The sequence below is a fragment of the Pseudomonas sp. FW305-7 genome (genome assembly GCF_058786735.1).
This window is the reverse complement of record NZ_JBYSZA010000026.1, coordinates 1-23,356: the sequence shown is the minus strand read 5'-3', so window position 1 is coordinate 23,356 and position 23,356 is coordinate 1. Positions and strand designations below refer to the sequence as shown.

Genomic DNA, 23,356 nt, shown 5'->3' with positions numbered 1-23,356 from the left:
GGTCGTCTATTTGTGCAGGGGGCGGATTGTCGCAGATTTGCGGCACTGAACACGACTGCGAGGTGCTCTTGTGGCGAGGGGATTTATCCCCGATCGGCTGCGCAGCAGTCGCCGACTGGATATCAAAGTCGATCTGGGGCGTCTGAGTTGAATGGTTTTGGGGGGCTTCGCACCCCATCGGGGATAAATCCCCTCACCACAATGTGTTCAGGGGGAGTTATTCGTTATCCAGGCCCTTGCGCCGATACGGAAAGACGTCGATGACCTTTCCCGCCCGAATCGCCTCCTGCAACCCCTTCCAGTAATCGGCGTTATACAACTCCCCATGCAGCTGATCGAACAACTTGCGCTGCCCCGAATCGGCAAACAGAAACGGCGGAAACTCCTCGGGGAACACATCCAGCGGCCCGATCGAATACCACGGCTCCGAGGCCATTTCGTCTTCCGGCGTACGCGGTGCCGGAATGTGGCGAAAGTTGGCCTCGGTCAGAAAGCAGATCTCATCGTAGTCATAAAACACCACACGCCCGTGCCGCGTGACGCCGAAGTTCTTCAGCAGCATGTCGCCGGGAAAGATGTTCGCCGCCGCCAGTTGCTTGATCGCCAAACCGTAGTCTTCCAGCGCCTCACGCACTTGCGCTTCGTTGGCGTTTTCCAGATACAGGTTGAGCGGCGTCATCCGCCGCTCAGTCCAGCAGTGGCGAATCAGCACGGTATCGCCCTCCACCGAGACCGTAGACGGTGCGACTTCGAGCAATTCCTCAAGGCACGCCGGATCGAACTTGCTCAGCGGAAAACGGAAATCGGCAAACTCCTGGGTATCGGCCATGCGCCCTACCCGGTCGACACTCTTCACTAGTCGGTACTTCTCGATCACCGTGGCGCGGTCGACGTTTTTTGACGGCGAAAAACGGTCCTTGATGATCTTGAACACGGTGTTGAAGCCCGGCAGGGTGAACACACTCATGACCATGCCGCGCACACCGGGAGCCATGATGAATTGGTCGTCGGTGTTGGCCAGGTGGTTGATCAGCGCCCGATAGAACTCGGACTTGCCGTGTTTGTAGAAGCCGATCGAGGTGTACAGCTCGGCGATGTGCTTGCCCGGCAGGATGCGCCGCAGGAAACCGATGAACTCCGCCGGCACCGGCACATCGACCATGAAATACGAACGAGTGAAGGAGAAGATGATCGACACATCGGCTTCGTCGGTGATCAGCGCATCGATCTGAATCCCGCGTCCCTCGCGGTGCAGCAGCGGAATCACCAGCGGCCACTGCTCGTCGCGGGTGTAGATGCGCCCGACCAGGTACGCGCCTTTGTTGCGGTACAGCACCGAGGAAAACAGCTCGACGCTCAGTTCCGGGTCCTTGCACACCCAATCCGGCAGGTTCTCGCGCAATTGCGCTTCGAGGCGGCGCAGGTCGCCCGGCAGGTCGGCGTAATCCTCACTGAAGCGGTAGTCGGCAAAAATGCTCGCGAGCATCCCCGACAACTGGCCCTGGGGTTTGTAGGTGCGGGTCTGCGCGGCCCGGGCACGCCGCAGGCTCGGCCGGGTGGTGTGGATGAACATGCAGCCGTCGCTGATCAGGTCATGGCTGAACAGCCCGCAGAAAATCGAGTTGTACCAGGTCTCGGACAGTTCATCGTCGAAACGCAGGTCGATGACGCTGATGTAGGCGCTTTTCACCAGCGGCCAGCAACTGACATTCATCAGCGCTTCGTCATCGAAATACTCGCGCAGGCGGGCGATGGTTTCGCTGACCTTTTCTTCGTAGAGGTTGATCCGCGCCGCCGATGCGGTTTGGGTCTCCTGCCAGCGCGCCTGCTCGAAACGCTCCCGGGCACCGTCGGTGATCCGGCGGAAATGCTCGCGGTAGTCGTCAAAGCCATCGAGGATCATGCGGGCGATGTCGGTGGCGGGCCATGGCTGCGGCATAGATAAGACCTCAACGTGCATTCGGAAGGCTTGAGCTTAGCCACGGAACAGACCTGAGGAGAAGTGCAATTTCTGCCAAAACTGAAGCACAGGCGTACGTCAGTGCGTTTTTTCGCCGGGCAGTGGTCGGGAAAAATTAATTGCCCGATTGGCGGTTGCCATTGGCAAGGCGCTCGGCAACACTCTCGTCCCGATCTAGGAAGGAGACCCGTCGTGAGCCCAGTCGATATTTTCCGTATGTTGTCGCTGGCGGCCATCTGGGGCGCGAGTTTTCTGTTCATGCGCATTATTGCGCCGGTGATCGGCACGATTCCGACGGCGTTTTTCCGTGTGTCGATCGCTGCCGTCGGCCTGCTGGTGATCCTCGGGTTGATGCGCATCAGTTGGGATTTCAAAGGCAAGCTGAAAACCGTGATGTTGCTCGGGGTGATCAACTCGGGGATTCCGGCGACGCTGTATTCGGTGGCGGCCCAAGTGTTGCCGGCCGGTTACTCGGCGATTTTCAACGCCACCACGCCGCTGATGGGCGTGCTGATCGGCGGCTTGTTCTTCAGTGAAAAACTGACCGTCGTGAAATTGACCGGCGTGTTCCTCGGCCTGTTCGGCGTCGGCGTGCTCACGCGCGCAGGTCCGGTGGCCTTCGATCTGGAACTGCTGATGGGCGCCCTCGCCTGCCTGCTCGCTACCACCTGCTACGGTTTCGCTGGCTTCCTCACCCGGCGCTGGCTGGATCAAAGTGGTGGGCTCGACAGTCGACTCTCGGCGGTCGGCAGCATGCTCGGTGCTTCACTGTTTCTCCTGCCGTTGTTCGGCTACAGCGTGATCACCGCACCACCGGCAAGCTGGGGCGGCTGGAGTGTCTGGCTGTCGCTGCTGGGCCTGGGCCTGGGCTGCACGGCGTTTGCCTACATCATTTACTTCCGCCTGCTCAGTTCCATCGGCCCGGTGAAGTCAATGACCGTGACCTTCATGATTCCGGCGTTCGGCGTGTTGTGGGGTGCGTTGCTGCTCGATGAGCCGCTGTCGATGGCGCATCTGTATGGCGGGGTGTTGATTGCGCTGGCGTTGTGGCTGGTGTTGAAGCCGGCGGTGGTGAAGTCTTCTGCAGCGCCAGCCCGATGATTTTGCGGCGTTGCTGATTCAGTCTTCGCGGGCAAGCCCGCTCCCACAGTGATTGATGTCGTCCACATCATGGGTGTTCAACACAAAACCCTGTGGGAGCGGGCTTGCCCGCGATGGCGGCTGTTCGGCCGCCATCACCCTACAGGTCAGCCGGTTTTACGGAACACGAACGCCAGACCGACGATGATCAACAGCATCCCCAGCACGCTCAACGCAGCCAGGCGATTGCCGAAAATCAGATAGTCCATCACCGCTGTCACCGCCGGCACCAGATAGAACAGACTGGTGACATTCACCAGATTGCCCCGTGCGATCAAGCGATACAGCAACAGCGTCGCCAGCACCGACACCACCAGCCCCATCCACAGCACCGGCACGATGAAACCGGCGCTGTGTTCGAAGTGAAACGGCTGGAACGGCACAAAGATCCCGCAGAGCAACAGGCCCGCCAGATACTGCACCGGCAACGTTCCGAGGGGATTGTCGGTGATGCGTTTCTGCATGATCGACCCCAGCGTCATACTCGCCAGCGCCAGCAAGCCAAACAACATCCCCGCCCACGACATCCCGGCCAAACCAATGCCTTGGTAGACCACCATGATCAGCCCGGCCAACCCCAACGCCAGGCCAAACATCCGGCTCGCCGAACGCTGCCGCTCCATCAATACCACCGTGAGAATCGGCTGCACGCCCATGATCGTCGCCATTACCCCCGGTGTGACTTTGGTGTTCAGCGCCAGCAGATAGAAAATCTGATAAGCGCCCAACAACACCATGCCCGTGGCGATCGCATACAGCATAGGCCTGCCGCTTTTGGGCAGTTTCAACTTGAGCAACGGCGCCAGCAGCACCAGCCCGCACAGGGCAATGACGAAACGGATCAGCAGAAAGGCAAAGGGCGACGCGTGGGCCAGGCCCCATTTGGAGAAGATCGCCCCGCTGCTCCACAGCAGGACGAACAGGCTCGTGGACGCCGCCGCGAGCGCGGTTTTTTTCGAAAGGACAAACATGAATACCACCTGTAGTCAGGCAAAAAGCCAACTCAGCCGAAGCTGAAATTCAGTAGGTTTTTTCAGGCGGGCACAGGGGTCAGCAGAAACTGCCGATCAGCCCGAAACGCCAACGCCCGGCGGTGATACGACTGCGCACACCGGCGTGCTACTGACAGGTGGGGGGTAATGACTGATCTGCTTTGGCTGCTGATTCCCGCACGGCACGACGCCAGCGTTGACCGCTGAATCGACTACCGCGTTGATGAGGGATGCAGGCATTGGGGCTGATCTTTTTCCGAGGATGGAAACGAGAGTGATGACTCTCGCGAGCGCCGACTATAACCAGCGTGGGACATGGATTGCAACGACTTGGGCAAAGGGCCTGCAGCGACAGTTGACCGGGGATGAAAACCGCTCTCAATGAACGGTTTTCATCCCCACACGCTGACCACTCAGACGTAACGTTTACTGCCGCTGTTTTCCGGCGGATAACCTTTGAACACCGCCGGACCGTCCATAGTAAGCACCAGCTTGTCGCCTTTGCGCGACAGCCACGGGGTGGCTTCGCTGGTGCTCTTGGAGGTAGTGCCGGACGGGCTCAGTTCAATGTGATCCAGATCGATTTCGATCAAGCCGATCACGTAGGTGTAGATCGCGCTGCTGAAAAAACCGTCCTTGAACTCGAAGGCACACTCGACGACCTGATCGCCGTACTCCATGCGCATTTTCGGTTTCAGCGACGCCACCGAGACGGCGCCGTTGTCCACCGCGGAATAAACGCTGCAGACCAGCGCCACCTTGCCGCCCATACGCTGGGAGATGGCCGGGTTGATGTCGACCGTCTCGATGCCCGGCGCCGACGCGCTGGCACTGACGACATCGCCGGTGTGAAACACAAACGGATCGATATCAAAGGCACCGCTCTTGTCGGGTGCCTGGATGATCGACATCCGGCCATCGGGTCGCAGGATACCGATCCTGAGGTCGAGATCGTCATTGTCCTCGCCATCGCCGTTATCCACCCAGGTCGCGCTGACGCGGATGACTTTCGGTGCGGACGGGCCTTTCTCCAGAGACACCTTGTGGCTGGTGCCCGGCTTGTCGAGAGTAATGACCGACTTGACGATATTGACTGGCTTCGAGGCGGGGGCCGGTGCCGGCTCATCGGCTACCTCAATCCCGTAGAGATCACAGAGCCCGGCCAGTCCCGAGGCAAAACCCTGCCACACCGAACGCGCCTTGAACTGCCCGTTACGCACGTACAGATCGAGCACGATGATGCCGGTTTCTTGAGCAAACGCCCCAGGCGCCAGTTCCAGCGTCTGGTCACCGACGACTACCTGGGCACGCAGGTCGTTGACCGCCGCAAAGCCAGCGGCGCTGCCGTCTTGCGTCAGGGTGATGGCTATTTTGGTGATACCGGCCGGCATGCGCGACAGATCAAAGCCGATGCGGTGGCTGACCGTGCCACTTTGCGGGACCGGTGCGATGAACATGGCGGCGCCGGACGCGTGTTCCGGCGCATTGAAGAAAACCATGTCACTGTCACCCGTGACTTTGCCGCATTCGGTGACGAGAAAAGCCGTGAGGTTGACGTCCAGATTGTCGCCGCCCGCGTGGGTGACCACGACATGCCCCTTGGGCAGTCCAAGGGTGGTGTTTTCGCCGGGCTTGAGGGATTGATTCAAGAGAGGTCGCCTATTCCATGGGGTGTACGGCAGCACACGGCATGTGCGCTGCGCCTTCATTGAGGGAGTGCGTGAGCGGACCGAAGGAACAACCAGACTTCGGTCTTTACCGCCGGTACGGAGTCTAACGGCTCGCATGGCTCTTTGGCGCTTTGGCGCTTTGGCGCTTTGGCGCTTTGTGCATGTTCTGGCCGGCAATAAAAAACCGCTCACAAGGAGCGGTTTTTTATTGTCGGCGGCTTTTAACCAAACAGCCAATACCCGAGCAACGTCAACACCACCACTGCCAGCACCGGCCGCAAAACGCGGTAGGCCCTAGGGTTACGGCGCTTCCACTGCTTGACCACGCCGCTGAACTTGTCACTGAAGTTCTTGCTCCAGGCGTAAGCCTGATTGATACCGCCGACGCGTTCGTCGTCGAGGTTCTGCGGTGCGGTCGCGCGGCCGAGCCAGCCACTGATGAAGCGGTTGATGCGGGTCATGAGGCGGTTGCTCAGCGGCCGCTCGATGTCGCAGAAGAGGATGACGCGGGTCTTGTCGGTTTCGTTCTTGACCCAGTGTACGTAGGTTTCGTCGAACATCACGTCCTCGCCATCGCGCCAGGCGTAGACCTGACCATCGACGAAGATGCGGCAGTCGTCGGAGTTTGGCGTCGACAAACCGAGGTGATAACGCAGGGAGCCGGCAAACGGATCGCGATGCGGATTGAGGTGGCTACCGCCCGGCAACAGCGCGAACATGGCGCCCTTGACGTTCGGAATGGCACTGACCAGCGCGACGGTTTTCGGGCACAGGGTTTCTGCCGACGGCAGCGGTTTGTCGTACCACTTGAGGTAAAAACGCTTCCAGCCCTTCTTGAAGAACGAACCGAAACCGGCATCGTTGTTCTTCTCCGCCGCACGGATGTAACCCTCGTCGAACAGGTGCATGGCTTCGTCGCGAATGGTTTCCCAGTTATCGCGCAGCACATCCAGTTCCGGGAACTTGCTGCGGTCCAGATACGGCTTGGACGGCACGCCGGAAAACAGATACATGAGGGCGTTATACGGCGCGAACAGCGCCGAGTGGTTGACGAACTGGCGCAGCACCGGCAGGCGCGCCTTGCCGCGCAAATGCACGTAAAGGATGCTGCCCACAAACAGCAGCAACACCAACACCTTGGCGGCTAACGAAAAGGTCATCAACGACTCCTTGAATAAAGACAACACTGCGCACGCCCTTTACCCGGCATGGCAGCCGGCCATGATAAACACTACCGGCCTGGGGAAAAACCCGTTAAACCTAATATTCAGTATTAAGAATTGCGCAATAAAGCATTTATTAACATAACGGTCCTGAACGGTGGCTGACCTGAGTCAAAGATCAAAAGATCGCAGCCTGCACTGCGATCCTTTGCTTTACCGGGTTACTGCTGGTTCTCCTGCTCGGTGAACAGATCGCTGAACAACATGCTCGACAGATAACGCTCACCGGAGTCCGGCAGGATCACGACAATGGTCTTGCCCTGCATTTCCGGGGTTTCCGCCAGGCGTACGGCAACCGCCATCGCTGCACCGCAGGAGATTCCGCACAAGATGCCTTCTTCCAGCATCAAGCGCAGGGCCATCGCCTTCGACTCTTCGTCGGTGACCTGCTCGACCCGGTCGACCATGGCCAGATCCAGATTCTTCGGTACGAAACCGGCACCGATGCCTTGAATCTTGTGCGGTGCCAGCGGTTTGGCCTCTTCACCCGCCAGCGTCTGGGTGATCACCGGCGACAACACCGGCTCCACCGCCACCGACAGAATCGGTTTGCCCTGGGTATTCTTGATATACCGCGAAACACCGGTAATCGTTCCGCCCGTGCCGACGCCAGCCACCAGCACATCGACGGCGCCATCGGTGTCGTTCCAGATTTCCGGGCCGGTGGTTTTTTCGTGGATGGCCGGGTTGGCCGGATTGTCGAACTGCGCCGGCATGAAGTATTTGCCGGTATCGCTGGCAACAATCTCGGCAGCCTTCTCGATCGCGCCTTTCATGCCTTTGGTCGGTTCGGTCAGCACCAGCTCGGCACCCAAAGCCTTGAGGACCTTGCGCCGCTCGATGCTCATTGACGCCGGCATGGTCAACATCAGTTTGTAACCACGGGCGGCGGCGACGAAGGCCAGACCGATGCCGGTGTTGCCCGACGTTGGCTCGACGATGGTCATGCCCGGCTTGAGTTTGCCGCTGCTTTCGGCGTCCCAGATCATGTTGGCGCCGATCCGGCACTTCACCGAATAACCGGGGTTGCGCCCCTCGATCTTGGCCAGGATAGTCACGCCACGTGGCGCGATGCGGTTGATCTGCACCAGCGGCGTATTACCGATGGAATGGGCGTTGTCAGCAAAAATACGGCTCATGGCTGGGTCCTTATGCAGCGTTGAATTCAGCGCCCACGGTATGCCTGTTGCCCATTGCAGTCCAGTCGGGTCGAACGTCTGCGGCCGGCAACAGTCAATCGCTTACATCGTTCGGGAATTGCCGTCATGAAACGTCGTTACAGCTGGCCATTAGGGATTATCGCCGTCATCGTCGTGTTGTTGATTGCCCTGCACATCGCTCTGCCTTATGTCGTACGCGATTACCTCAACGACAAGTTGGCGAACATGGGCGATTACCGTGGCCAGATCACCGACGTCGACCTGGCGCTATGGCGCGGCGCCTACAAGATCAACGGTCTGAAAATCGTCAAGGTCGACGGCAAGGTTCCGGTGCCCTTCGTTAACGCGCCGCTGATCGATCTCGCCGTGAGCTGGCATTCGCTGTGGTACGACCATGCGGTGGTGGCGCAGGTGAAATTCTTCAATCCCGAAATCAACTTTGTCGACGGTGGCGCCAACAAGCAGAACTCCCAGACCGGTCAGGGTACCGACTGGCGCGCGCAACTGGGCAAGTTGCTGCCGATCACCCTCGACGAAGTGCAGATTCACGACGGCAAAATCAGCTTCCGCAACTTCAACTCCAAGCCACCGGTGAACATGAATGCCACCAATGTCGACGCCAGCATTTACAACCTGACCAACGTGGTCGACAAAGAAGGCAAACGCGATGCCCGCTTCGAAGGCAAGGCCAAACTGCTCGGCCACGCGCCGCTGGAGACTACCGCCACCTTCGACCCGTTGAGCAACTTCGAAGACTTTGAATTCCGCCTGCGCGCCAAAGATATCGAACTCAAAAGCATGAACGACTTCGCCTCGGCCTACGGCAAGTTCGACTTCAACGCCGGCCACGGTGACGTGGTCATCGAAGCCCAAGCCAAAAAAGCCCAGGTCAGCGGCTACATCAAGCCACTGCTGCGCGATGTCGAAGTGTTCAACTGGCAGCAGGACGTCGAAAACAAGAACAAAAGCATCTTCCGCTCGGTGTGGGAGGCAATCGTCGGCGGCACCGAGACTGTGCTGAAGAATCAGGCAAAGAACCAGTTCGCTACCAAGGTCGAACTCAGCGGCAACGTGCATCAGCAAAATATCAGCGCGTTCGAGGCGTTTTTGCAGATTTTACGCAACGGTTTCGTTCAGGCATTTAATGCCCGGTATGAGCGCCCTAAGCCGGATGCGGGTTAGGGTTTGAAGCTGAAAATGCATCGATATAAAGAGTGTCTGCACCGATTTGAATATCCGGGGCTAGCCATTCAACCGACCAGCCATCATCGTCCATACGAGCGGTCGCAAAGACTTCCGGATCGAGTAATGGATCTAGACCTGGATAAGTATGGATATCCCGATTCAGATCGACTGTCACTCGTTGGCCATTGATAAAGGTCAGTGCCAGTAGGAAACCTGGATGTGCAGTGACAGCTGACAAGCGGGGGCGTTTTATGGGTGACATATATTAAAACCCTGGAATGGACGCGGTGGGTCTGCTCCGCAGCCCAGCGGGAGCAAGCTCCCTCGCCACAGAATGCCCTCATGTAGCGGGTAATACGCCGTGCCCAGAGGCTATCGCCAAATCGACGGAGTAAAAATACTGGCCAACCGCCGAGACTGAGTCAACATGTGACGCCCCATTCAGAGACTGAATAAGCCGTCTGCGTTCACAGTCGACCGGGCTGCGCGTTATAGTCGGGGCATCCGATTATTTCGCCCCCGCCCTGCCCATCAGGTCGGCGTTACCGTTCGAGGATTAGCAGATGAAGTTCGAAGGCACCCAGGCCTACGTCGCCACCGATGACCTGAAGCTGGCGGTCAACGCCGCCATCACCCTGGAGCGGCCGCTGCTGGTCAAGGGCGAACCGGGCACCGGTAAGACCATGCTCGCCGAGCAACTGGCCGAATCGTTCGGCGCCAAGCTGATCACCTGGCACATCAAGTCGACCACCAAGGCTCATCAGGGCCTGTACGAGTACGACGCGGTGAGCCGTCTGCGCGACTCGCAGCTGGGCAATGAAAAAGTCCATGACGTGCGCAACTACCTGAAGAAAGGCAAGCTCTGGGAGGCTTTCGAGTCCGAAGAGCGGGTCATTCTGCTGATCGACGAGATCGACAAGGCCGACATCGAGTTCCCGAATGACCTGTTGCAAGAACTCGACAAGATGGAGTTCTACGTTTACGAGATCGACGAGACCATCAAGGCCAAGAAGCGCCCGATCATCATCATTACCTCGAACAACGAGAAAGAGCTGCCGGACGCCTTCCTGCGCCGCTGCTTCTTCCACTACATCGCCTTCCCCGACCGCACCACCCTGCAGAAAATCGTCGACGTGCATTACCCCGACATCAAGAAGGATCTGGTCAGCGAAGCGCTGGACGTGTTCTTCGACGTGCGCAAGGTGCCGGGTCTGAAGAAGAAGCCGTCGACCTCGGAACTGGTCGACTGGCTGAAACTGCTGATGGCCGACAACATCGGCGAAGCCGTGCTGCGTGAACGCGATCCAACCAAAGCGATTCCGCCACTGGCCGGTGCCTTGGTGAAGAACGAACAGGACGTGCAACTGCTTGAGCGTCTGGCGTTCATGAGCCGTCGCGGCACCCGCTAAGAGGCTGATGCCATGTTGCTCAACCTGTTCAATGAAATGCGTGCAGCCAAGGTACCGGTGTCGGTGCGCGAACTGCTCGACCTGATCAACGCGCTGAAACAGCGCGTAACCTTCGCCGACATGGACGAGTTTTACTACTTGTCGCGGGCGATTCTGGTGAAGGACGAGCGGCATTTCGACAAGTTCGACCGCGCGTTCGGCGCCTACTTCAATGGTCTGGAAAAACTCGACGATCACTTGCAGGCGCTGATTCCCGAAGACTGGTTGCGCAAGGAGTTCGAGCGCTCGCTGACTGACGAGGAACGCGCGCAGATCCAGTCCCTCGGCGGCCTGGACAAGCTGATCGAAGAGTTCAAGAAGCGCCTGGAAGAACAGAAGGAGCGCCACGCCGGCGGTAATAAATGGATCGGCACCGGCGGCACCAGCCCATTCGGTTCCGGCGGTTTCAACCCGGAAGGCATTCGGGTCGGCGATGCCGGCAAACGCCAAGGCAAAGCAGTCAAAGTCTGGGATCAGCGCGAGTACAAGAACCTCGACGACTCGGTGGAACTGGGCACGCGCAACATCAAGGTAGCCCTGCGCCGTCTGCGTAAATTTGCCCGCCAGGGCGCGGCGGAAGAACTGGACATCGACGGCACCATCGACCACACCGCCAAGGACGCCGGCCTGCTCAACATCCAGATGCGCCCGGAACGGCGCAACACAGTGAAGCTGCTGTTGCTGTTCGACATCGGCGGCTCGATGGATGCGCACGTGAAGATCTGCGAAGAACTGTTCTCGGCCTGCAAGACCGAGTTCAAGCATCTGGAGTACTTCTACTTCCACAACTTCATTTATGAATCGGTGTGGAAGAACAACATGCGCCGCACTTCCGAGCGTTTCTCCACTCAGGATCTACTGCACAAGTACGGCGCCGACTACAAAGTGATCTTCATTGGCGACGCGGCCATGGCACCTTATGAAATCACCCAGGCCGGCGGCAGCGTCGAGCACTGGAACGAAGAGCCGGGCTACCTGTGGATGCAGCGTTTCATGGAGAAGTACAAGAAGCTCATCTGGATCAACCCGTATCCGAAAGATACGTGGGGCTATACCTCGTCGACCAATATCGTGCGCGATTTGATCGAGGATCAGATGTATCCGCTGACCCTGCGTGGGCTTGAGGAAGGGATGCGGTTTCTGTCCAAATAATTGTTGTTGTCTGGACTGGCGCCATCGCGGGCAGGCCCGCTCCCACAGGTATCGGTGGTGTACATAAATTTCGAGTACAACTCGGACACTGTGGGAGCGGGCTTGCCCGCGATGCTTTTAGCGATTGATAAAGCGCTGCAAATAATCGACATGCTCCCGGTGCGCGACGTCCTGCACCACCGGCCTCAACCTCACCTTGGCCCCCGGCAAACACTGCGCCAGCCGCGCCAACGCCAACGGCGTCAGCGCCCCCAATCGCGGATAGCCGCCAATGGTCTGCCGATCGTTGAGCAGCACAATCGGTTGCCCATCCGGCGGCACCTGCACGGCCCCCAACGGAATACCCTCGGAAATCATCGGCTGGCCGTGATACTGCAACGCCTTGCCGAGCAAGCGAATGCCCATGCGATCGGCGCGACTGTCGAGCGTCCACGCGCTGTTGAACAGATCAAACAGACTCTGCCCGCTGAACTCGCCGATCTGTGCACCGAGCACCAGATCCAGCGGCGTATTCAGCCGTAGATCCGGACGATATTCCATCGGCACCTCACGAACCAGCAAGGCGTGCCCCTGATAAGTCAGCGTCGCGCCTTTGGCCAACGGCAAGCCCATGCCATCCAGACCGCCGAGTTCTTCGCGCACCACCGTAGCACTGCTGCCCAACACCTTCGGCGCGTCGAATCCACCGGGTGCGGCAAGATAAGCACGGGCGCCGAGCAGCGGCTGGGTGAACTGCAACTTCTGCCCCTGGCCCAGTTTGAAACTGCGCCACGGCGCCACTGGCTGCCCGTCGATCTGCGCGCCGAGATCGGCTCCGGCCAATGCCAGCAAGCAGTCCTCCTCAGCCACCACGGCAAACCCGCCAAGGGTAATTTCGATCACCGGCACGTCCAGCCCATTGCCCAGCAGCCAATTGGCCCAACTCATCGAACACCCGTCCGCCGCGCCGCCCTGGGTCACGCCCAGATGCCGCACGCCAAAACGTCCTGCGTCCTGCAACAGGCACAGCGGCGTGCTCGCTTCAATCTTCAGTCGGCTCATGCCAGCGCCTCCAGAGGCGTGTCATCGCCGCCAAAACGGATGAATTCGGCATGGCTCACCGCTTCGAAACGCACGGTGTCGCCGGGTTGCATCAGGCTGTAGCCATCGCGGTTGCGGTCAAACAGCTTTGCGGGCGTGCGGCCAATCAGGTTCCAGCCGCCGGGGGAGACCACGGGATAGGCGGCGGTCTGGCGTTCGGCGATCCCGACGCTGCCGGCCGCGACTTTTTTCCGTGGGGTGCTCAGCCGTGGCGCCGCCAGAATCTCTTCGACCAACCCCATGAAGGCGAAACCTGGCGCAAAGCCGAGCGCGAACACCTGATATTCCCTGGCGCTGTGACGGCGAATCACCTCCTCCAGCGCCAGACCGCTGCGCTCGGCGAGCAGGCTCAGCTCCGGCCCGACACTCAGGTCGTACCAGACCGGCAGCACATGACACTGGCCGCCGGTTCGCGCATTCGGCGACAGGTCGACCAGCGCCTGCGCAATCAACTCCCGCGCCTGATTCGGACTCAATGAAGTCAGGTCGTAATGCACCATCAACGTCGTATAGGACGGCACCAGATCAATCAACTGCGTGCCGAAGGCCTGACGCAACCGCTCGCTGGCCGCCAGCATCCACGGCATGTTGGCCTCGGCAATTTCATCGAACAGACGCAGCATCAGGCAATCCAGTGCCACCACTTCAATCCTTGGGTTCATTGCGCATCCTGCTGATTCAGGGCCTCGCGAATGCGTTGCACGGCGGCGACCGAACTGGCGTTGTCGCCGTGTACGCAGAGGGTGTTGGCTTGCAGGCGCAAGGCGCTGCCATCGTTGGCGATCAGATTGTCACCACGGGCAATCTTCAGCGCTTGTTCGATGATGATCTCGGGATCGTGATGCACCGCGCCCGGCAGTTGCCGTGAAAGCAGTTTGCCGGCGCTGTCATAGGCGCGATCAGCGAAGGCCTCGAACCACAGCGTGAGGCCGTACTCATCACCGAGCTGCTGCGCAGCGCGATTGTCGCGAGTGGCCATCAGCATCAGCGGCAGACTGCGGTCGTAAGCCGCCACGGCCTGAATCACCGCGCGCAATTGCGCCGGGTTCGCCATCATGTCGTTGTACATCGCACCGTGGGGTTTGACGTAACTGACTCGCCCGCCCTGGGCGCGGCAAATGCCGTCGAGGGCGCCGATCTGGTAATGCAGGATGTCTTGCAGTTCCTGCGCGGAGTACGCCATCGAACGGCGGCCGAAGCCGACCAGATCCTGATAGGCCGGATGGGCGCCGATCTGCACGCCGTGACTCAGGGCCAGGCTGACGGTTTTGCGCATGATGCTCGGGTCGCCGGCATGGAAGCCGCAGGCGACGTTGGCGCAATCGATGAAGGGCATGACTTCGGCATCCAGACCCATGGTCCAGCTGCCGAAACTCTCGCCAATGTCGCAGTTCAATAACAGGCGGCTCACGGTAAACACTCCTGTAGCTTTTTGTCTTTCTATCCGTAGGACATTGCCCGCCGGGCAGTGCCTCGCAGGTTAGCAGTTACTGTGCATCGAGTTGCTTGCCGCGAGTCTCCGGCAGGCTCAAGGCCGCGAGAATCACCACGCCGTAGGACACTGCAGCGAACGCACCGATGCCCATGCTCAATGGCACTTTCTGGCTGAGCAGACCAATCAGCAACGGAAACAATGCGGCCAGCGCGCGGCCGATGTTGTAGCAGAAGCCTTGCCCGGAACCGCGAATCCGCGTTGGAAACAGCTCGGTGAGAAACGCGCCCATGCCGCTGAAGATCCCTGAAGCAAAAAAGCCCAACGGAAAGCCCAGCCATAACATCACAGCGTTGCTGACCGGCATTTGCGTGTACAGCAGAACGATGGTGAACGAGCCCACCGAGAACAGGACGAAGTTCTTTTTGCGCCCCAGCAGATCGGTCAGATAGGCGCTGATCACATACCCGACGTAGGAACCGACGATCACCATGGCCAGATAGCCGCCGGTGCCGAGCACGCTCAAGCCGCGTTCATTTTTCAGGAAGGTCGGCAGCCACGAGGTGATTGCGTAGTAACCACCCAGCGCACCGGTGGTCAGCAGCGAGGCACGGAATGTGGTGAAGAGCATGCCGGGGGCAAAAATCTCGTAGAACTTCGCCGGGTTCTCGGGTGTTTGTGCAGCCTTGGCTTCGCGGTAAATCTCCGGATCTTTCACCAGTCGACGGACGAAAATCACGAAAATCGCCGGGACGATGCCGAGAATGAACAGCGCGCGCCAGGCGTCTTCCGGCGGTAGCACCGAGAACAACAGCGCATACAGAATCGCCGTCAGCCCCCAACCCAAAGCCCAACCGGATTGCACCATGCCCACCGCTTTGCCGCGATCCTTGGCGCGGATCACTTCACCGATCAGCACCGCGCCGGCGGTCCATTCGCCGCCGAAACCGAAGCCCATCAGGGTGCGGGCGATCAACAATTGTTCGTAGTTCTGGGCGAAGCCGCAGAGGAAGGTGAAGAAGGCAAACCACAACACGGTCAGTTGCAGGGTGCGCACGCGACCGATGCGGTCGGAAAGGATGCCGGCAACCCAGCCGCCGATGGCCGAGGCGATCAAGGTGCTGGTGTGGATCAGCCCGGCTTCACCGGTGGTGATGCCCCACATCGCAATCAGCGTTGGCACCACGAAGCTGAGCATCTGCGTGTCCATGCCGTCCAGACCGTAACCGATCTTGCAGCTCCAGAACGTGCGGCGCTCCTGTTGATTGATGTTGCGGTACCAGTCGAACGGCCCCGGACGCGCCGCTGCCTTGGGTAAATCAATGGTGTCGGGAGCACTCATGGCAAATCTCCGCAGGTTTTTATTGGTCTTGTTCGCAGATCCCGCGACGCCTATCGTGGGAACCGGATGCGCCGATTTTTGGGCGCGCCGCCCTGCTGCGTCCAACGAATAAAAACCCGCCTTAGGCATAAGAAAAATTTGTCACCCGAGCCTTTGCCATGAACCTGAAGTTTCTCGAGACCTTTGTCTGGGTCGCCCGGCTGAAGAGTTTTCGCCTGACCGCCGACAAGCTGTTCACCACCCAGGCGTCGATTTCCAGCCGCATCGCGGTGCTCGAAGGTGAGCTGGGGGTGAAGCTGTTTTTGCGTGATTCTCGCGGGGTCAGCCTGACGCCCGAAGGCTTGAAAGTGCTGGACTATGCCGAGCAGATGCTCGACACCATGAGTGCGCTCAAGCAATCGATCGAAACCCGTTCAAGCAAGGTCGGTCGGGTGCGTATCGGGGTGATGGACACGGTGATCCACACTTGGCTGAGCCCGTTGGTGGCGCAGATGACCGATCTCTATCCGCGCGTGGAAATCGAGCTGGTGGCGGATACCTCGCTGAACCTCTGTGATCAGCTGCAAAAAGGCTTTCTCGATCTGATCCTGCAAACCGATCTGGTGCGCCATGAAAGCGTGCGCAGCCTGGAGCTGGCCAGCCATCCGCTGGGCTGGATTGTCGCCAGCAATTCGATCTACAAACGCGAGTACGCCGATCTGGCCGAACTGGCGCAGGAACGCATCATCACCTATTCGAAAAACTCGCGGCCGCATCAGGACATTCTGGCGTTGATGCAGGCAAATGGCGTGCTGGCGCCGCGATTGAATTGTGTGAATTCGGTATCGGCGATTACGCGGTTGTTGCGTGATGGATTTGGTATTGGCGTGTTACCGCCCGTGCTGGTGGCCGAAGAACTGGCGAGGGGCGAACTGACGTTGCTCGATATCGACCAGCGACCACCGGACTTGCAGGTGGTGGTGTCGTGGCGAGTGGGGGTTGAGTGGGTCGAGGAGATTGTGACGTTGTGTCAGCAGGTGTTGGCGGGGTATGCGCACAAAATGGGCAAGGACTACATCACCCTCACTGACTGATCACACCTGTGGTGAGGGGATTTATCCCCGATGGGCTGCGTAGCAGCCCTCAAACCTGCAGCATCAGGTTTACCTGACACACCATAGGGGGCCGCTTTGCGCCCCATCGGGGATAAATCCACTCACCACAAAATTTCCTCACTTCAACGGATTGTGCAGGCCTTACAGCCCGCGCACGTCGCGATCTTCGATCGGCCGGCTCTGGCGCAGACGCTTGCCGCCCAGCACCACCCAGTCAATCAGACGGAACAGGCATTCAATCCCGAACGACAGCAGCAGCGCGCCACTCATGCCCCAGATCATCGCCTCTGGCGTCAGCAGAATCTGGTAGCTGTAGCCATTCCAGGTTTCCTTGCGGATGTCCGGATCAGCGGCCAGCACCACTTGCAGGAAGCGGATGTACCACGGGCCCTGCATCGCCTGGTATTGCTTGTCCAGCGCCAGCTGACGATTGAGCAAGGTGCTCAGGCTGTCGGCGTCGCTGCGAAATACCGGATCTTCGCTTGCGCGGTAATGCGCAACCAGCGCCTGCAAGTCGCCTTTGAAAAACTGCTCGGCAGTGCCCTGAAACCCGCGCAGGCCGGTCTGCGCTTCGATCAGATGCGCCTCGACGCGTTTCGCATAATCGCTGATGAACCCCGGCACCTGGACACCGATCAACAGGCCCGCCGCAAACAACACCAGCCGTAGATAACTGAGCAACATGGGGTGCAATCCTTATTCGGTCTTGCCTTGGCTTACGCATTCGCCGCGTCGCCACAGGCTCCATTGGCCCGGTTCGTAGCGGGTCCAGGTTTCGTTTTCGGTCAGAGGTTCGGTGGCGATCACCGTGACCACGTCGTTGGGCGTGGTTTCCGCCTGGAAGTCGACGATCACATCGACGTCCTTCAGGCGTGCCGGGCCAAACGGTGCACGTCGGGTGATCTGCGCCAGTTTGGTCGAGCAATAGCAGAACAGCCAGTCGCCATCGCTGAGCAAGCAGTTGAACACGCCTTTGCTGCGGTATTCGGCGCACGCGGCGACCAGATCCGGCAGCAGCACTTCTATATCGACCGGTTCCGGGAATGCTGCACGCACACGATTGAGCAAATCGCAGAACGCCGCCTCGCTGTCGGTATCGCCGACCGGGCGGTAGAAACTTTTGATCGGGGTGAAATCGGCGAGCTGGCCGTTGTGCGCGAAGCACCAGTTGCGCCCCCAAAGTTCACGGACGAACGGGTGAGTGTTGGACAGGCAGACCTTGCCGACGTTGGCCTGACGAATGTGGCCGATGACCACTTCGCTCTTGATCGGATAACGCTGCACCAGGTTGGCGACTTCGGATTCGCAACTCGCCGCCGGATCCTGAAACAGCCGCAGGCCACGGCCTTCATAGAAAGCGATGCCCCAACCGTCGCGGTGCGGGCCGGTGCGACCGCCGCGCTGCATCAGGCCAGTGAAGCTGAACACGATATCGGTCGGCACGTTGGCACTCATGCCCAGTAATTCACACATGTGCGGACTCTCGGATTACAGACGCGGCTCGACCCGCATGCGCTGCGGATTGTTCGGCACTGGCGGGCGACCATAACGATCATCACCGGCACCACCGAACGGTTGATCGTCGTCGCGCTCATCAGCGCGGGCCGCGGCTTTGGCCGCTTCGGCCTGCTCGCGGCGAGCTCGGGAAGCACGTTCGATCGGGAAACGGATCAATACGAAGATCAGGTAAATGCCAAAAGCGATCATGCCGTACATGAACAGATCGGAGATTGCGCGCCAGGCGTTGTTACCGACCTTGAAGGCCAGATCCAATGCGGTGATGGCGATGGCCGGCGCAACCTTTTCCTTCACCGGATCAATGATGGTGGGGCTGAACAGCAACACCGCCATCAACACGCGCAACGGTTCGCGCAGCCAGCGCCACATCCAGGTGGTCAGGCGCATCCATACCAACAGGCAGCCTACAGCGGCAAAGGCGTAGAGGCCCCAGGCGATCAGATAGTCGTTCTCGGTCATGGTGTCCATGGCAAGGCAGGCAAAGAGGCGCTTATAGTAACGACTTTTCGCCCGTCAGGCTTGTCCCAATAGACACACGACCTGTGGGAGCGAGCCTGCTCGCGAATACGGACTGTCAGTTGAAACATTGTTGTCTGACCCACCGCTTTCGCGAGCAGGCTCGCTCCCACAGGGTTTGCGGTGATACCCGGATTCGCGAAAAACCCTATTCCGAACATTGTCCGAGAGCCTTCCATGCCCGTATCCGCCAACGTCATCAGTGCCCCGATTGCCCACAAGGCACCCGGCGCCGACCCGTATGCCTGGCTGCAGGAGCGTGACACCGACGCGGTGCTCGACTACCTCAAGGCCGAAAACGCTTACCAGGAAGCGCAAACCGCCGATCAGGCCGAGCTGCGCGAAAGCCTGTTCGAAGAGATCAAGGGCCGGATTCTTGAAACCGACCTGTCCCTGCCCTCGCCGTGGGGCCCGTATCTGTATTACACGCGCACCACTGCCGGTGACGAATACGCCCGGCACTACCGCTGCCCGCGTCCGGCGGACGACAGCCTGACCCTCGATGAAAGCCGCGAGCAACTGTTGCTCGACCCGAACGTGCTGGCCAATGGCGGTTTCTTCTCGCTGGGCGCGTTCAGCATCAGCCCCGATCACCAACGTCTGGCCTACAGCGTTGATGCCTCGGGCGATGAGATCTACACGCTGTTCGTCAAAGAACTGGCCAACGACAAAGTCAGCGAGCTGGAGTTCGAAGACTGCGACGGCAGCATGACCTGGGCCAACGACAGCCTGACGCTGTTCTTCGGCGTGCTCGACGACACCCATCGCCCGCACAAACTGTTCCGCTACCGCCTCGACGGTACCGCTGCCGAAGAAGTTTTCCACGAGCCGGACGGGCGTTTCTTCCTGCACTGCTACCGCGCAAGCTCCGAACAGCAGTTGCTGCTGTCGCTGGGCAGCAAGACCACCAGCGAAGTCTGGGCGCTGGACGCCAACCAGCCGCAGCTGCCATTCGCTTGCCTGGCGCCACGGGTCGAGGATCACGAATACGACGTCGACCATGGCCTGCTCGATGGCGTATGGACATGGTTTATCCGCACCAACCGCGATGGCATCAACTACGCCCTGTATCAGGCGCCGGACACTGGCGTGGTGCCGACGGAGGCCGATTGGCAACAGCTGATCGCGCACAGCGACACGGTGATGCTCGACGGTGTGAGCCTCAACAGCGAGGCTATGACCCTGAGCCTGCGCGAAGGAGGCTTGCCAATCATCGAAGTTCACCCACACGGCGTGGCGCCTTATCGCGTGCAATTGCCGGACGCGGCCTACAGCCTCTACGTGCAAAACAGTCTGGAATTCGATAGCGACCGCATTCGCCTGCGCTATGAGGCGTTGAATCGCCCGGCTCAGGTCCGCCAATTGATGCTGGCCAGCGGCGAACAGACCGTCCTGAAAGAAACTCCGGTACTCGGCCCGTTCGATGCCGACGCTTACGTCAGCCAACGCCTGTGGGCGAGCGCGCCGGACGGTACGCTGGTGCCGATCAGCCTGGTGATGAAACGCGAAATGGTCGGCAAACCGGTGCCGCTGTATCTCTATGGTTATGGCGCTTACGGTTCGAGCCTCGACCCGTGGTTTTCCCACGCACGTCTGAGTCTGCTCGATCGCGGTATGGCCTTCGCCATCGCCCACGTACGCGGTGGCGGTGAACTGGGTGAAGCCTGGTATCGCGCAGGCAAGCAGGAACACAAACACAATACTTTCAGCGACTTCATCGCCTGCGCCGAGTTTTTGATCCTCAACGGCATCACCACGGCGGAAAAACTGGCGATCAGCGGTGGCAGCGCCGGTGGTCTGTTGATCGGCGCGGTGCTCAACCAGCGCCCGGATCTGTTCGGTGTGGCGATTGCCGAAGTGCCGTTCGTCGACGTGCTCAACACCATGCTCGACCCGGAGCTGCCGCTGACCGTCACTGAATACGACGAGTGGGGCAACCCGCAGGAACCGGAAGTCTATGATCGGATCAAGGCCTATGCACCGTACGAAAACGTCAGCGCTCAGGCGTATCCGGCAACGCTGGTGATCGCCGGCTACAACGACAGCCGCGTGCAGTACTGGGAAGCGGCCAAGTGGGTGGCGAAATTGCGCGCGACGAAGACCGACGAGAATGTGCTGCTGCTCAAGACTGAACTGGGCGCCGGCCATGGCGGAATGAGCGGGCGTTATCAGGGATTACGTGACGTAGCGCTCGAATACGCATTTGTGTTCAAGGTTTTGGGCATCGTCTGAGGAACTCCGTCGGTCACTTGGGTCTTAACTCCAGACCCAAGAGGCCGATACCTCACAGATCTCCGTGAAAACCGATCCCCTCACCACAAAAAGGGTTCCCACGGGATCCGTGTACAGCCTCGAAAATGTGAAAACAAAAAGATTGCCACGACATGTCAGAACCCACCTTACTCAACAACGAAATTCGCGACTGGCTGATGGATTGCGGCCTGTTCGATCAATTGCAACTGGCCGATTTCGCAGCGGCATCCGGCTACTTCAGCATCAGCACCGTGGCTGAAGGCGAAGCGATTTTCCGCGAGGGCGATGCCGGCAGCTTCATGTGCATCCTCCACACCGGCCAGGTCGCCGTGCAGAAAACCGGCGCCGACGGCCAGGTCATCACCATGGCCACCCTGCGCAGCGGTCGGGCGTTCGGCGAAATGGCCGTGCTGGACGGCGAAAGGCGTTCTGCGACGTGCGTGGCAGCGAGCAATTGCCAACTGCTGAACCTGGGCAAGGACTCGCTGGAAAAAATGCTCAACGACGCGCCGAAAATCGCCGCCAAGATCATCCGCGCCCTCGCCGTCTCTCTCTCCAAACGCCTGCGCATGGCCGACGGCCAATTGGCGGCGCAGCAGATTTAACCGCCCGGGGATTTGGCCTTGGTGCCGCTCGGTTCAATGCCCGGCACCGCTTGATCCTTGCTCGGCGGACTGGGCATTTCGATCGGCACCAGCGGCGGGCTGCCACTGCCGGCGCCCGACTTGGGAATGTTGATCGGCGTGATCTGCGGATACGGTGTCGGTGTTGCGGTTCCGGGCGAGCCAGGCTGCGGCGCCGGGCTGACCGGAACAACCTGCTGTGCCTGCACGGCAGTAATCGAGAGCGCGGCCAGGGCAATGACCGTTAGAATGGTGCGCTTCATCAAGGGCTCCGTTGGCCTTAGTCTGCGCTCAGGCTACTCCCAACGGGCCTGCTTGCCTTCCCCCTTGTAGAGATTTCCATGAAACGTTTCGTTCTGCTCGACACCACCCCGATCCCTGAAAGCGGCGGTGCCCTGTGCTTGTTCGAGTATGGCGAGGATTTTGTCATCAAGATCCAGGGCGGCGACGGCGGGCAATTGATGAACACGCGTATGCACGGTTCCGAAGATGCGCTGGCCGAGATTCCTTGTCGCAAGGTGGCTGGCCGGCCGAACTCGCGGGTGCTGATCGGTGGGCTCGGCATGGGTTTCACCCTCGCCTCGGCGCTCAAGCATCTGGGTAAAACCGCCGAAGTGGTGGTCGCTGAGCTGGTGCCCGGCGTGGTCGAGTGGAACCGTGGCCCGCTCGGCGAAAAGTCCGGGCGGCCATTGCTTGATCCGCGCACGGTGATCCGTCAGGACGATGTGGCCAAGGTGCTGCAAAGCGAGCCGAACGGCTTCGACGCGATCATGCTCGACGTCGACAACGGCCCCGAAGGCCTGACCCAAAAGGCCAACAGCTGGCTGTATTCCGCCGCTGGTCTGAATGCCTGTGCCAAGGCCCTGCGTCCCAAAGGCGTACTCGCCGTATGGTCGGCCAGCGCCGATCGGCTGTTTTCCGACAAATTGAAGAAGGCCGGTTTCAAGGCCGAAGAAGTGCAAGTGTTCGCCCACGGCAACAAGGGCACCCGCCACACGATCTGGATTGCCGAGAAACTCAAGGGCTGAGCTAAACTCTGCACATAACCGTCATTAGTCTTTTACAAAGGTGAACCCATGAGTTCGTCCACCCCAACCAACACGTCGAAGCTGGATCGCATCCTCGCCGACAACCAGCGCGACAAGGAAATGGGCTACCGCGACAAGGCCCTGAAGATGTACCCGCACGTCTGTGGCCGCTGCACCCGCGAGTTTTCCGGCAAGCGCCTGAGCGAACTGACCGTGCACCATCGCGACCACAACCACGACAACAACCCGCAGGACGGCTCGAACTGGGAGCTGTTGTGCCTGTACTGCCACGACAACGAGCACTCGCGGTACACCGACCAGCAGTATTTCAGCGAAGGCTCGCTGAGCACGCCGAAAATCGCCAAGGCAACGCACAACCCGTTCGCCGCGCTGGCCGGGTTGATGAAGAAAGAAGACTGATCTTCATCGCCTGAATTGGCCTCATCGCTGGCAAGCCAGCTCCCACAATGATTTTGGTCGCTCACAAATTTTGTGTACACCCGAGATACCTGTGGGAGCTGGCTTGCCAGCGATGAGGTC

Annotated in this window: 23 protein-coding genes; 9 read left to right on the top strand and 14 right to left on the bottom strand. The window is 59.7% G+C overall.

Going from position 1 to position 23,356, the window contains the following annotated elements; translation table 11 throughout:
- Positions 1-217 precede the first annotated feature (217 nt).
- Positions 218-1,939: a bifunctional isocitrate dehydrogenase kinase/phosphatase gene (gene aceK / locus AC3WMT_RS24425; protein WP_103306163.1), complete on the bottom strand. Its 1,722-nt coding sequence runs from the start codon at positions 1,937-1,939 to the stop codon at positions 218-220.
- A 213-nt stretch (positions 1,940-2,152) separates the two neighbouring features.
- Between aceK and AC3WMT_RS24420 the strand changes: the two genes are divergently transcribed.
- The gene (locus AC3WMT_RS24420) at positions 2,153-3,061 is read left to right on the top strand and encodes a DMT family transporter (RefSeq protein WP_103306162.1); all 909 of its coding nucleotides are present in this window, start codon (positions 2,153-2,155) and stop codon (positions 3,059-3,061) included.
- Positions 3,062-3,207: 146 nt separating this feature from the next.
- On the opposite strand, the gene AC3WMT_RS24415 is transcribed toward AC3WMT_RS24420, so the two are convergent.
- The 4 genes from AC3WMT_RS24415 to cysK all read right to left on the bottom strand — a co-directional run bounded on the left by AC3WMT_RS24415 (position 3,208) and on the right by cysK (position 8,124).
- A complete protein-coding gene (locus tag AC3WMT_RS24415; RefSeq protein ID WP_103306161.1) occupies positions 3,208-4,071 on the bottom strand; it encodes a DMT family transporter in 864 nt (287 codons plus the stop codon).
- 434 nt (positions 4,072-4,505) lie between these two features.
- Positions 4,506-5,741, bottom strand: a complete 1,236-nt coding sequence (locus tag AC3WMT_RS24410) for a TerD family protein (RefSeq protein WP_103306160.1) — start codon at positions 5,739-5,741, stop codon at positions 4,506-4,508.
- Between the two features lie 242 nt (positions 5,742-5,983).
- A complete protein-coding gene (locus AC3WMT_RS24405) occupies positions 5,984-6,922 on the bottom strand; it encodes an aspartyl/asparaginyl beta-hydroxylase domain-containing protein (protein WP_103306159.1) in 939 nt (312 codons plus the stop codon).
- Between the two features lie 224 nt (positions 6,923-7,146).
- Complete coding sequence (gene cysK, locus AC3WMT_RS24400; RefSeq protein WP_103306158.1) at positions 7,147-8,124, bottom strand: cysteine synthase A; 978 nt, start codon at positions 8,122-8,124, stop codon at positions 7,147-7,149.
- Positions 8,125-8,250: 126 nt separating this feature from the next.
- Between cysK and AC3WMT_RS24395 the strand changes: the two genes are divergently transcribed.
- Complete coding sequence (locus tag AC3WMT_RS24395) at positions 8,251-9,327, top strand: DUF748 domain-containing protein (RefSeq protein WP_103306157.1); 1,077 nt, start codon at positions 8,251-8,253, stop codon at positions 9,325-9,327.
- On the opposite strand, the gene AC3WMT_RS24390 is transcribed toward AC3WMT_RS24395, so the two are convergent.
- Positions 9,308-9,592 (bottom strand): DUF2442 domain-containing protein, encoded by a 285-nt coding sequence (locus tag AC3WMT_RS24390; protein WP_103306156.1) that lies wholly within the window; start codon positions 9,590-9,592, stop codon positions 9,308-9,310. The two genes, AC3WMT_RS24395 and AC3WMT_RS24390, sit on opposite strands and share 20 nt — an antisense overlap.
- Positions 9,593-9,893: 301 nt before the next feature.
- Here AC3WMT_RS24390 and AC3WMT_RS24385 point away from each other — a divergent pair, with 301 nt between their 5' ends.
- Both AC3WMT_RS24385 and AC3WMT_RS24380 read left to right on the top strand, forming a co-directional pair.
- Complete coding sequence (locus AC3WMT_RS24385) at positions 9,894-10,739, top strand: AAA family ATPase (protein WP_007911294.1); 846 nt, start codon at positions 9,894-9,896, stop codon at positions 10,737-10,739.
- A 12-nt stretch (positions 10,740-10,751) separates the two neighbouring features.
- Positions 10,752-11,930, top strand: a complete 1,179-nt coding sequence (locus AC3WMT_RS24380; protein ID WP_027614532.1) for a vWA domain-containing protein — start codon at positions 10,752-10,754, stop codon at positions 11,928-11,930.
- 117 nt (positions 11,931-12,047) lie between these two features.
- Here AC3WMT_RS24380 and AC3WMT_RS24375 read toward each other — a convergent pair whose 3' ends face one another.
- From AC3WMT_RS24375 to AC3WMT_RS24360, 4 genes are all read right to left on the bottom strand, one after another.
- A complete protein-coding gene (locus tag AC3WMT_RS24375; RefSeq protein WP_103306155.1) occupies positions 12,048-12,971 on the bottom strand; it encodes a 5-oxoprolinase subunit C family protein in 924 nt (307 codons plus the stop codon).
- A complete protein-coding gene (gene pxpB, locus AC3WMT_RS24370) occupies positions 12,968-13,672 on the bottom strand; it encodes a 5-oxoprolinase subunit PxpB (RefSeq protein ID WP_103306154.1) in 705 nt (234 codons plus the stop codon). The genes AC3WMT_RS24375 and pxpB overlap by 4 nt, the downstream gene beginning before the upstream one ends.
- Positions 13,669-14,421, bottom strand: coding sequence for a 5-oxoprolinase subunit PxpA (locus tag AC3WMT_RS24365; RefSeq protein ID WP_103306153.1), 753 nt, complete (start codon positions 14,419-14,421; stop codon positions 13,669-13,671). Before AC3WMT_RS24365 ends, pxpB begins: the two co-directional genes overlap by 4 nt.
- A gap of 76 nt (positions 14,422-14,497) precedes the next feature.
- Positions 14,498-15,784, bottom strand: coding sequence for an MFS transporter (locus tag AC3WMT_RS24360; protein ID WP_103306152.1), 1,287 nt, complete (start codon positions 15,782-15,784; stop codon positions 14,498-14,500).
- Between the two features lie 158 nt (positions 15,785-15,942).
- Between AC3WMT_RS24360 and AC3WMT_RS24355 the strand changes: the two genes are divergently transcribed.
- A complete protein-coding gene (locus tag AC3WMT_RS24355) occupies positions 15,943-16,857 on the top strand; it encodes a LysR family transcriptional regulator (protein WP_103306151.1) in 915 nt (304 codons plus the stop codon).
- 162 nt (positions 16,858-17,019) lie between these two features.
- Here AC3WMT_RS24355 and AC3WMT_RS24350 read toward each other — a convergent pair whose 3' ends face one another.
- Genes AC3WMT_RS24350 through AC3WMT_RS24340 form a run of 3 tightly spaced genes read right to left on the bottom strand, consistent with a single transcriptional unit; the run spans position 17,020 to position 18,864 of the window.
- Positions 17,020-17,562, bottom strand: coding sequence for a DUF2937 family protein (locus AC3WMT_RS24350; RefSeq protein ID WP_103306150.1), 543 nt, complete (start codon positions 17,560-17,562; stop codon positions 17,020-17,022).
- A gap of 12 nt (positions 17,563-17,574) precedes the next feature.
- On the bottom strand, positions 17,575-18,351 hold the full coding sequence (locus AC3WMT_RS24345) for a class II glutamine amidotransferase (RefSeq protein ID WP_100847538.1): 777 nt from the start codon (positions 18,349-18,351) through the stop codon (positions 17,575-17,577).
- Positions 18,352-18,366: 15 nt separating this feature from the next.
- Positions 18,367-18,864, bottom strand: a complete 498-nt coding sequence (locus AC3WMT_RS24340) for an MFS transporter (RefSeq protein ID WP_103306149.1) — start codon at positions 18,862-18,864, stop codon at positions 18,367-18,369.
- Between the two features lie 225 nt (positions 18,865-19,089).
- On the opposite strand from AC3WMT_RS24340, the gene AC3WMT_RS24335 reads away from it, so the two are divergent.
- On the top strand, positions 19,090-21,144 hold the full coding sequence (locus AC3WMT_RS24335) for a S9 family peptidase (protein WP_103306148.1): 2,055 nt from the start codon (positions 19,090-19,092) through the stop codon (positions 21,142-21,144).
- 152 nt (positions 21,145-21,296) lie between these two features.
- Complete coding sequence (locus AC3WMT_RS24330) at positions 21,297-21,770, top strand: cyclic nucleotide-binding domain-containing protein (RefSeq protein ID WP_103306147.1); 474 nt, start codon at positions 21,297-21,299, stop codon at positions 21,768-21,770.
- Here AC3WMT_RS24330 and AC3WMT_RS24325 read toward each other — a convergent pair.
- Positions 21,767-22,051, bottom strand: coding sequence for a superantigen-like protein SSL4 (locus tag AC3WMT_RS24325; RefSeq protein WP_103306146.1), 285 nt, complete (start codon positions 22,049-22,051; stop codon positions 21,767-21,769). The two genes, AC3WMT_RS24330 and AC3WMT_RS24325, sit on opposite strands and share 4 nt — an antisense overlap.
- 78 nt (positions 22,052-22,129) lie before the next feature.
- On the opposite strand from AC3WMT_RS24325, the gene AC3WMT_RS24320 reads away from it, so the two are divergent.
- Together AC3WMT_RS24320 and AC3WMT_RS24315 are read left to right on the top strand one after the other, a co-directional pair.
- Positions 22,130-22,816 (top strand): spermidine synthase, encoded by a 687-nt coding sequence (locus tag AC3WMT_RS24320; RefSeq protein ID WP_103306145.1) that lies wholly within the window; start codon positions 22,130-22,132, stop codon positions 22,814-22,816.
- A gap of 48 nt (positions 22,817-22,864) precedes the next feature.
- Complete coding sequence (locus tag AC3WMT_RS24315; RefSeq protein WP_007911336.1) at positions 22,865-23,236, top strand: YajD family HNH nuclease; 372 nt, start codon at positions 22,865-22,867, stop codon at positions 23,234-23,236.
- Positions 23,237-23,356: the final 120 nt, after the last annotated feature.

Coding starts and splice junctions, on each gene's coding strand:
- AC3WMT_RS24350 (WP_103306150.1), bottom strand. CDS start 17,562: ATGTTGCTCAGTTATCTACGGCTGGTGTTGTTTGCGGCGGGCCTGTTG.
- AC3WMT_RS24345 (WP_100847538.1), bottom strand. CDS start 18,351: ATGTGTGAATTACTGGGCATGAGTGCCAACGTGCCGACCGATATCGTG.
- AC3WMT_RS24330 (WP_103306147.1), top strand. CDS start 21,297: ATGTCAGAACCCACCTTACTCAACAACGAAATTCGCGACTGGCTGATG.
- AC3WMT_RS24355 (WP_103306151.1), top strand. CDS start 15,943: ATGAACCTGAAGTTTCTCGAGACCTTTGTCTGGGTCGCCCGGCTGAAG.
- AC3WMT_RS24405 (WP_103306159.1), bottom strand. CDS start 6,922: ATGACCTTTTCGTTAGCCGCCAAGGTGTTGGTGTTGCTGCTGTTTGTG.
- AC3WMT_RS24380 (WP_027614532.1), top strand. CDS start 10,752: ATGTTGCTCAACCTGTTCAATGAAATGCGTGCAGCCAAGGTACCGGTG.
- AC3WMT_RS24335 (WP_103306148.1), top strand. CDS start 19,090: ATGCCCGTATCCGCCAACGTCATCAGTGCCCCGATTGCCCACAAGGCA.
- AC3WMT_RS24390 (WP_103306156.1), bottom strand. CDS start 9,592: ATGTCACCCATAAAACGCCCCCGCTTGTCAGCTGTCACTGCACATCCA.
- cysK (WP_103306158.1), bottom strand. CDS start 8,124: ATGAGCCGTATTTTTGCTGACAACGCCCATTCCATCGGTAATACGCCG.
- AC3WMT_RS24415 (WP_103306161.1), bottom strand. CDS start 4,071: ATGTTTGTCCTTTCGAAAAAAACCGCGCTCGCGGCGGCGTCCACGAGC.
- AC3WMT_RS24395 (WP_103306157.1), top strand. CDS start 8,251: ATGAAACGTCGTTACAGCTGGCCATTAGGGATTATCGCCGTCATCGTC.
- aceK (WP_103306163.1), bottom strand. CDS start 1,939: ATGCCGCAGCCATGGCCCGCCACCGACATCGCCCGCATGATCCTCGAT.
- pxpB (WP_103306154.1), bottom strand. CDS start 13,672: ATGAACCCAAGGATTGAAGTGGTGGCACTGGATTGCCTGATGCTGCGT.
- AC3WMT_RS24315 (WP_007911336.1), top strand. CDS start 22,865: ATGAGTTCGTCCACCCCAACCAACACGTCGAAGCTGGATCGCATCCTC.
- AC3WMT_RS24320 (WP_103306145.1), top strand. CDS start 22,130: ATGAAACGTTTCGTTCTGCTCGACACCACCCCGATCCCTGAAAGCGGC.
- AC3WMT_RS24325 (WP_103306146.1), bottom strand. CDS start 22,051: ATGAAGCGCACCATTCTAACGGTCATTGCCCTGGCCGCGCTCTCGATT.
- AC3WMT_RS24340 (WP_103306149.1), bottom strand. CDS start 18,864: ATGGACACCATGACCGAGAACGACTATCTGATCGCCTGGGGCCTCTAC.
- AC3WMT_RS24385 (WP_007911294.1), top strand. CDS start 9,894: ATGAAGTTCGAAGGCACCCAGGCCTACGTCGCCACCGATGACCTGAAG.
- AC3WMT_RS24360 (WP_103306152.1), bottom strand. CDS start 15,784: ATGAGTGCTCCCGACACCATTGATTTACCCAAGGCAGCGGCGCGTCCG.
- AC3WMT_RS24375 (WP_103306155.1), bottom strand. CDS start 12,971: ATGAGCCGACTGAAGATTGAAGCGAGCACGCCGCTGTGCCTGTTGCAG.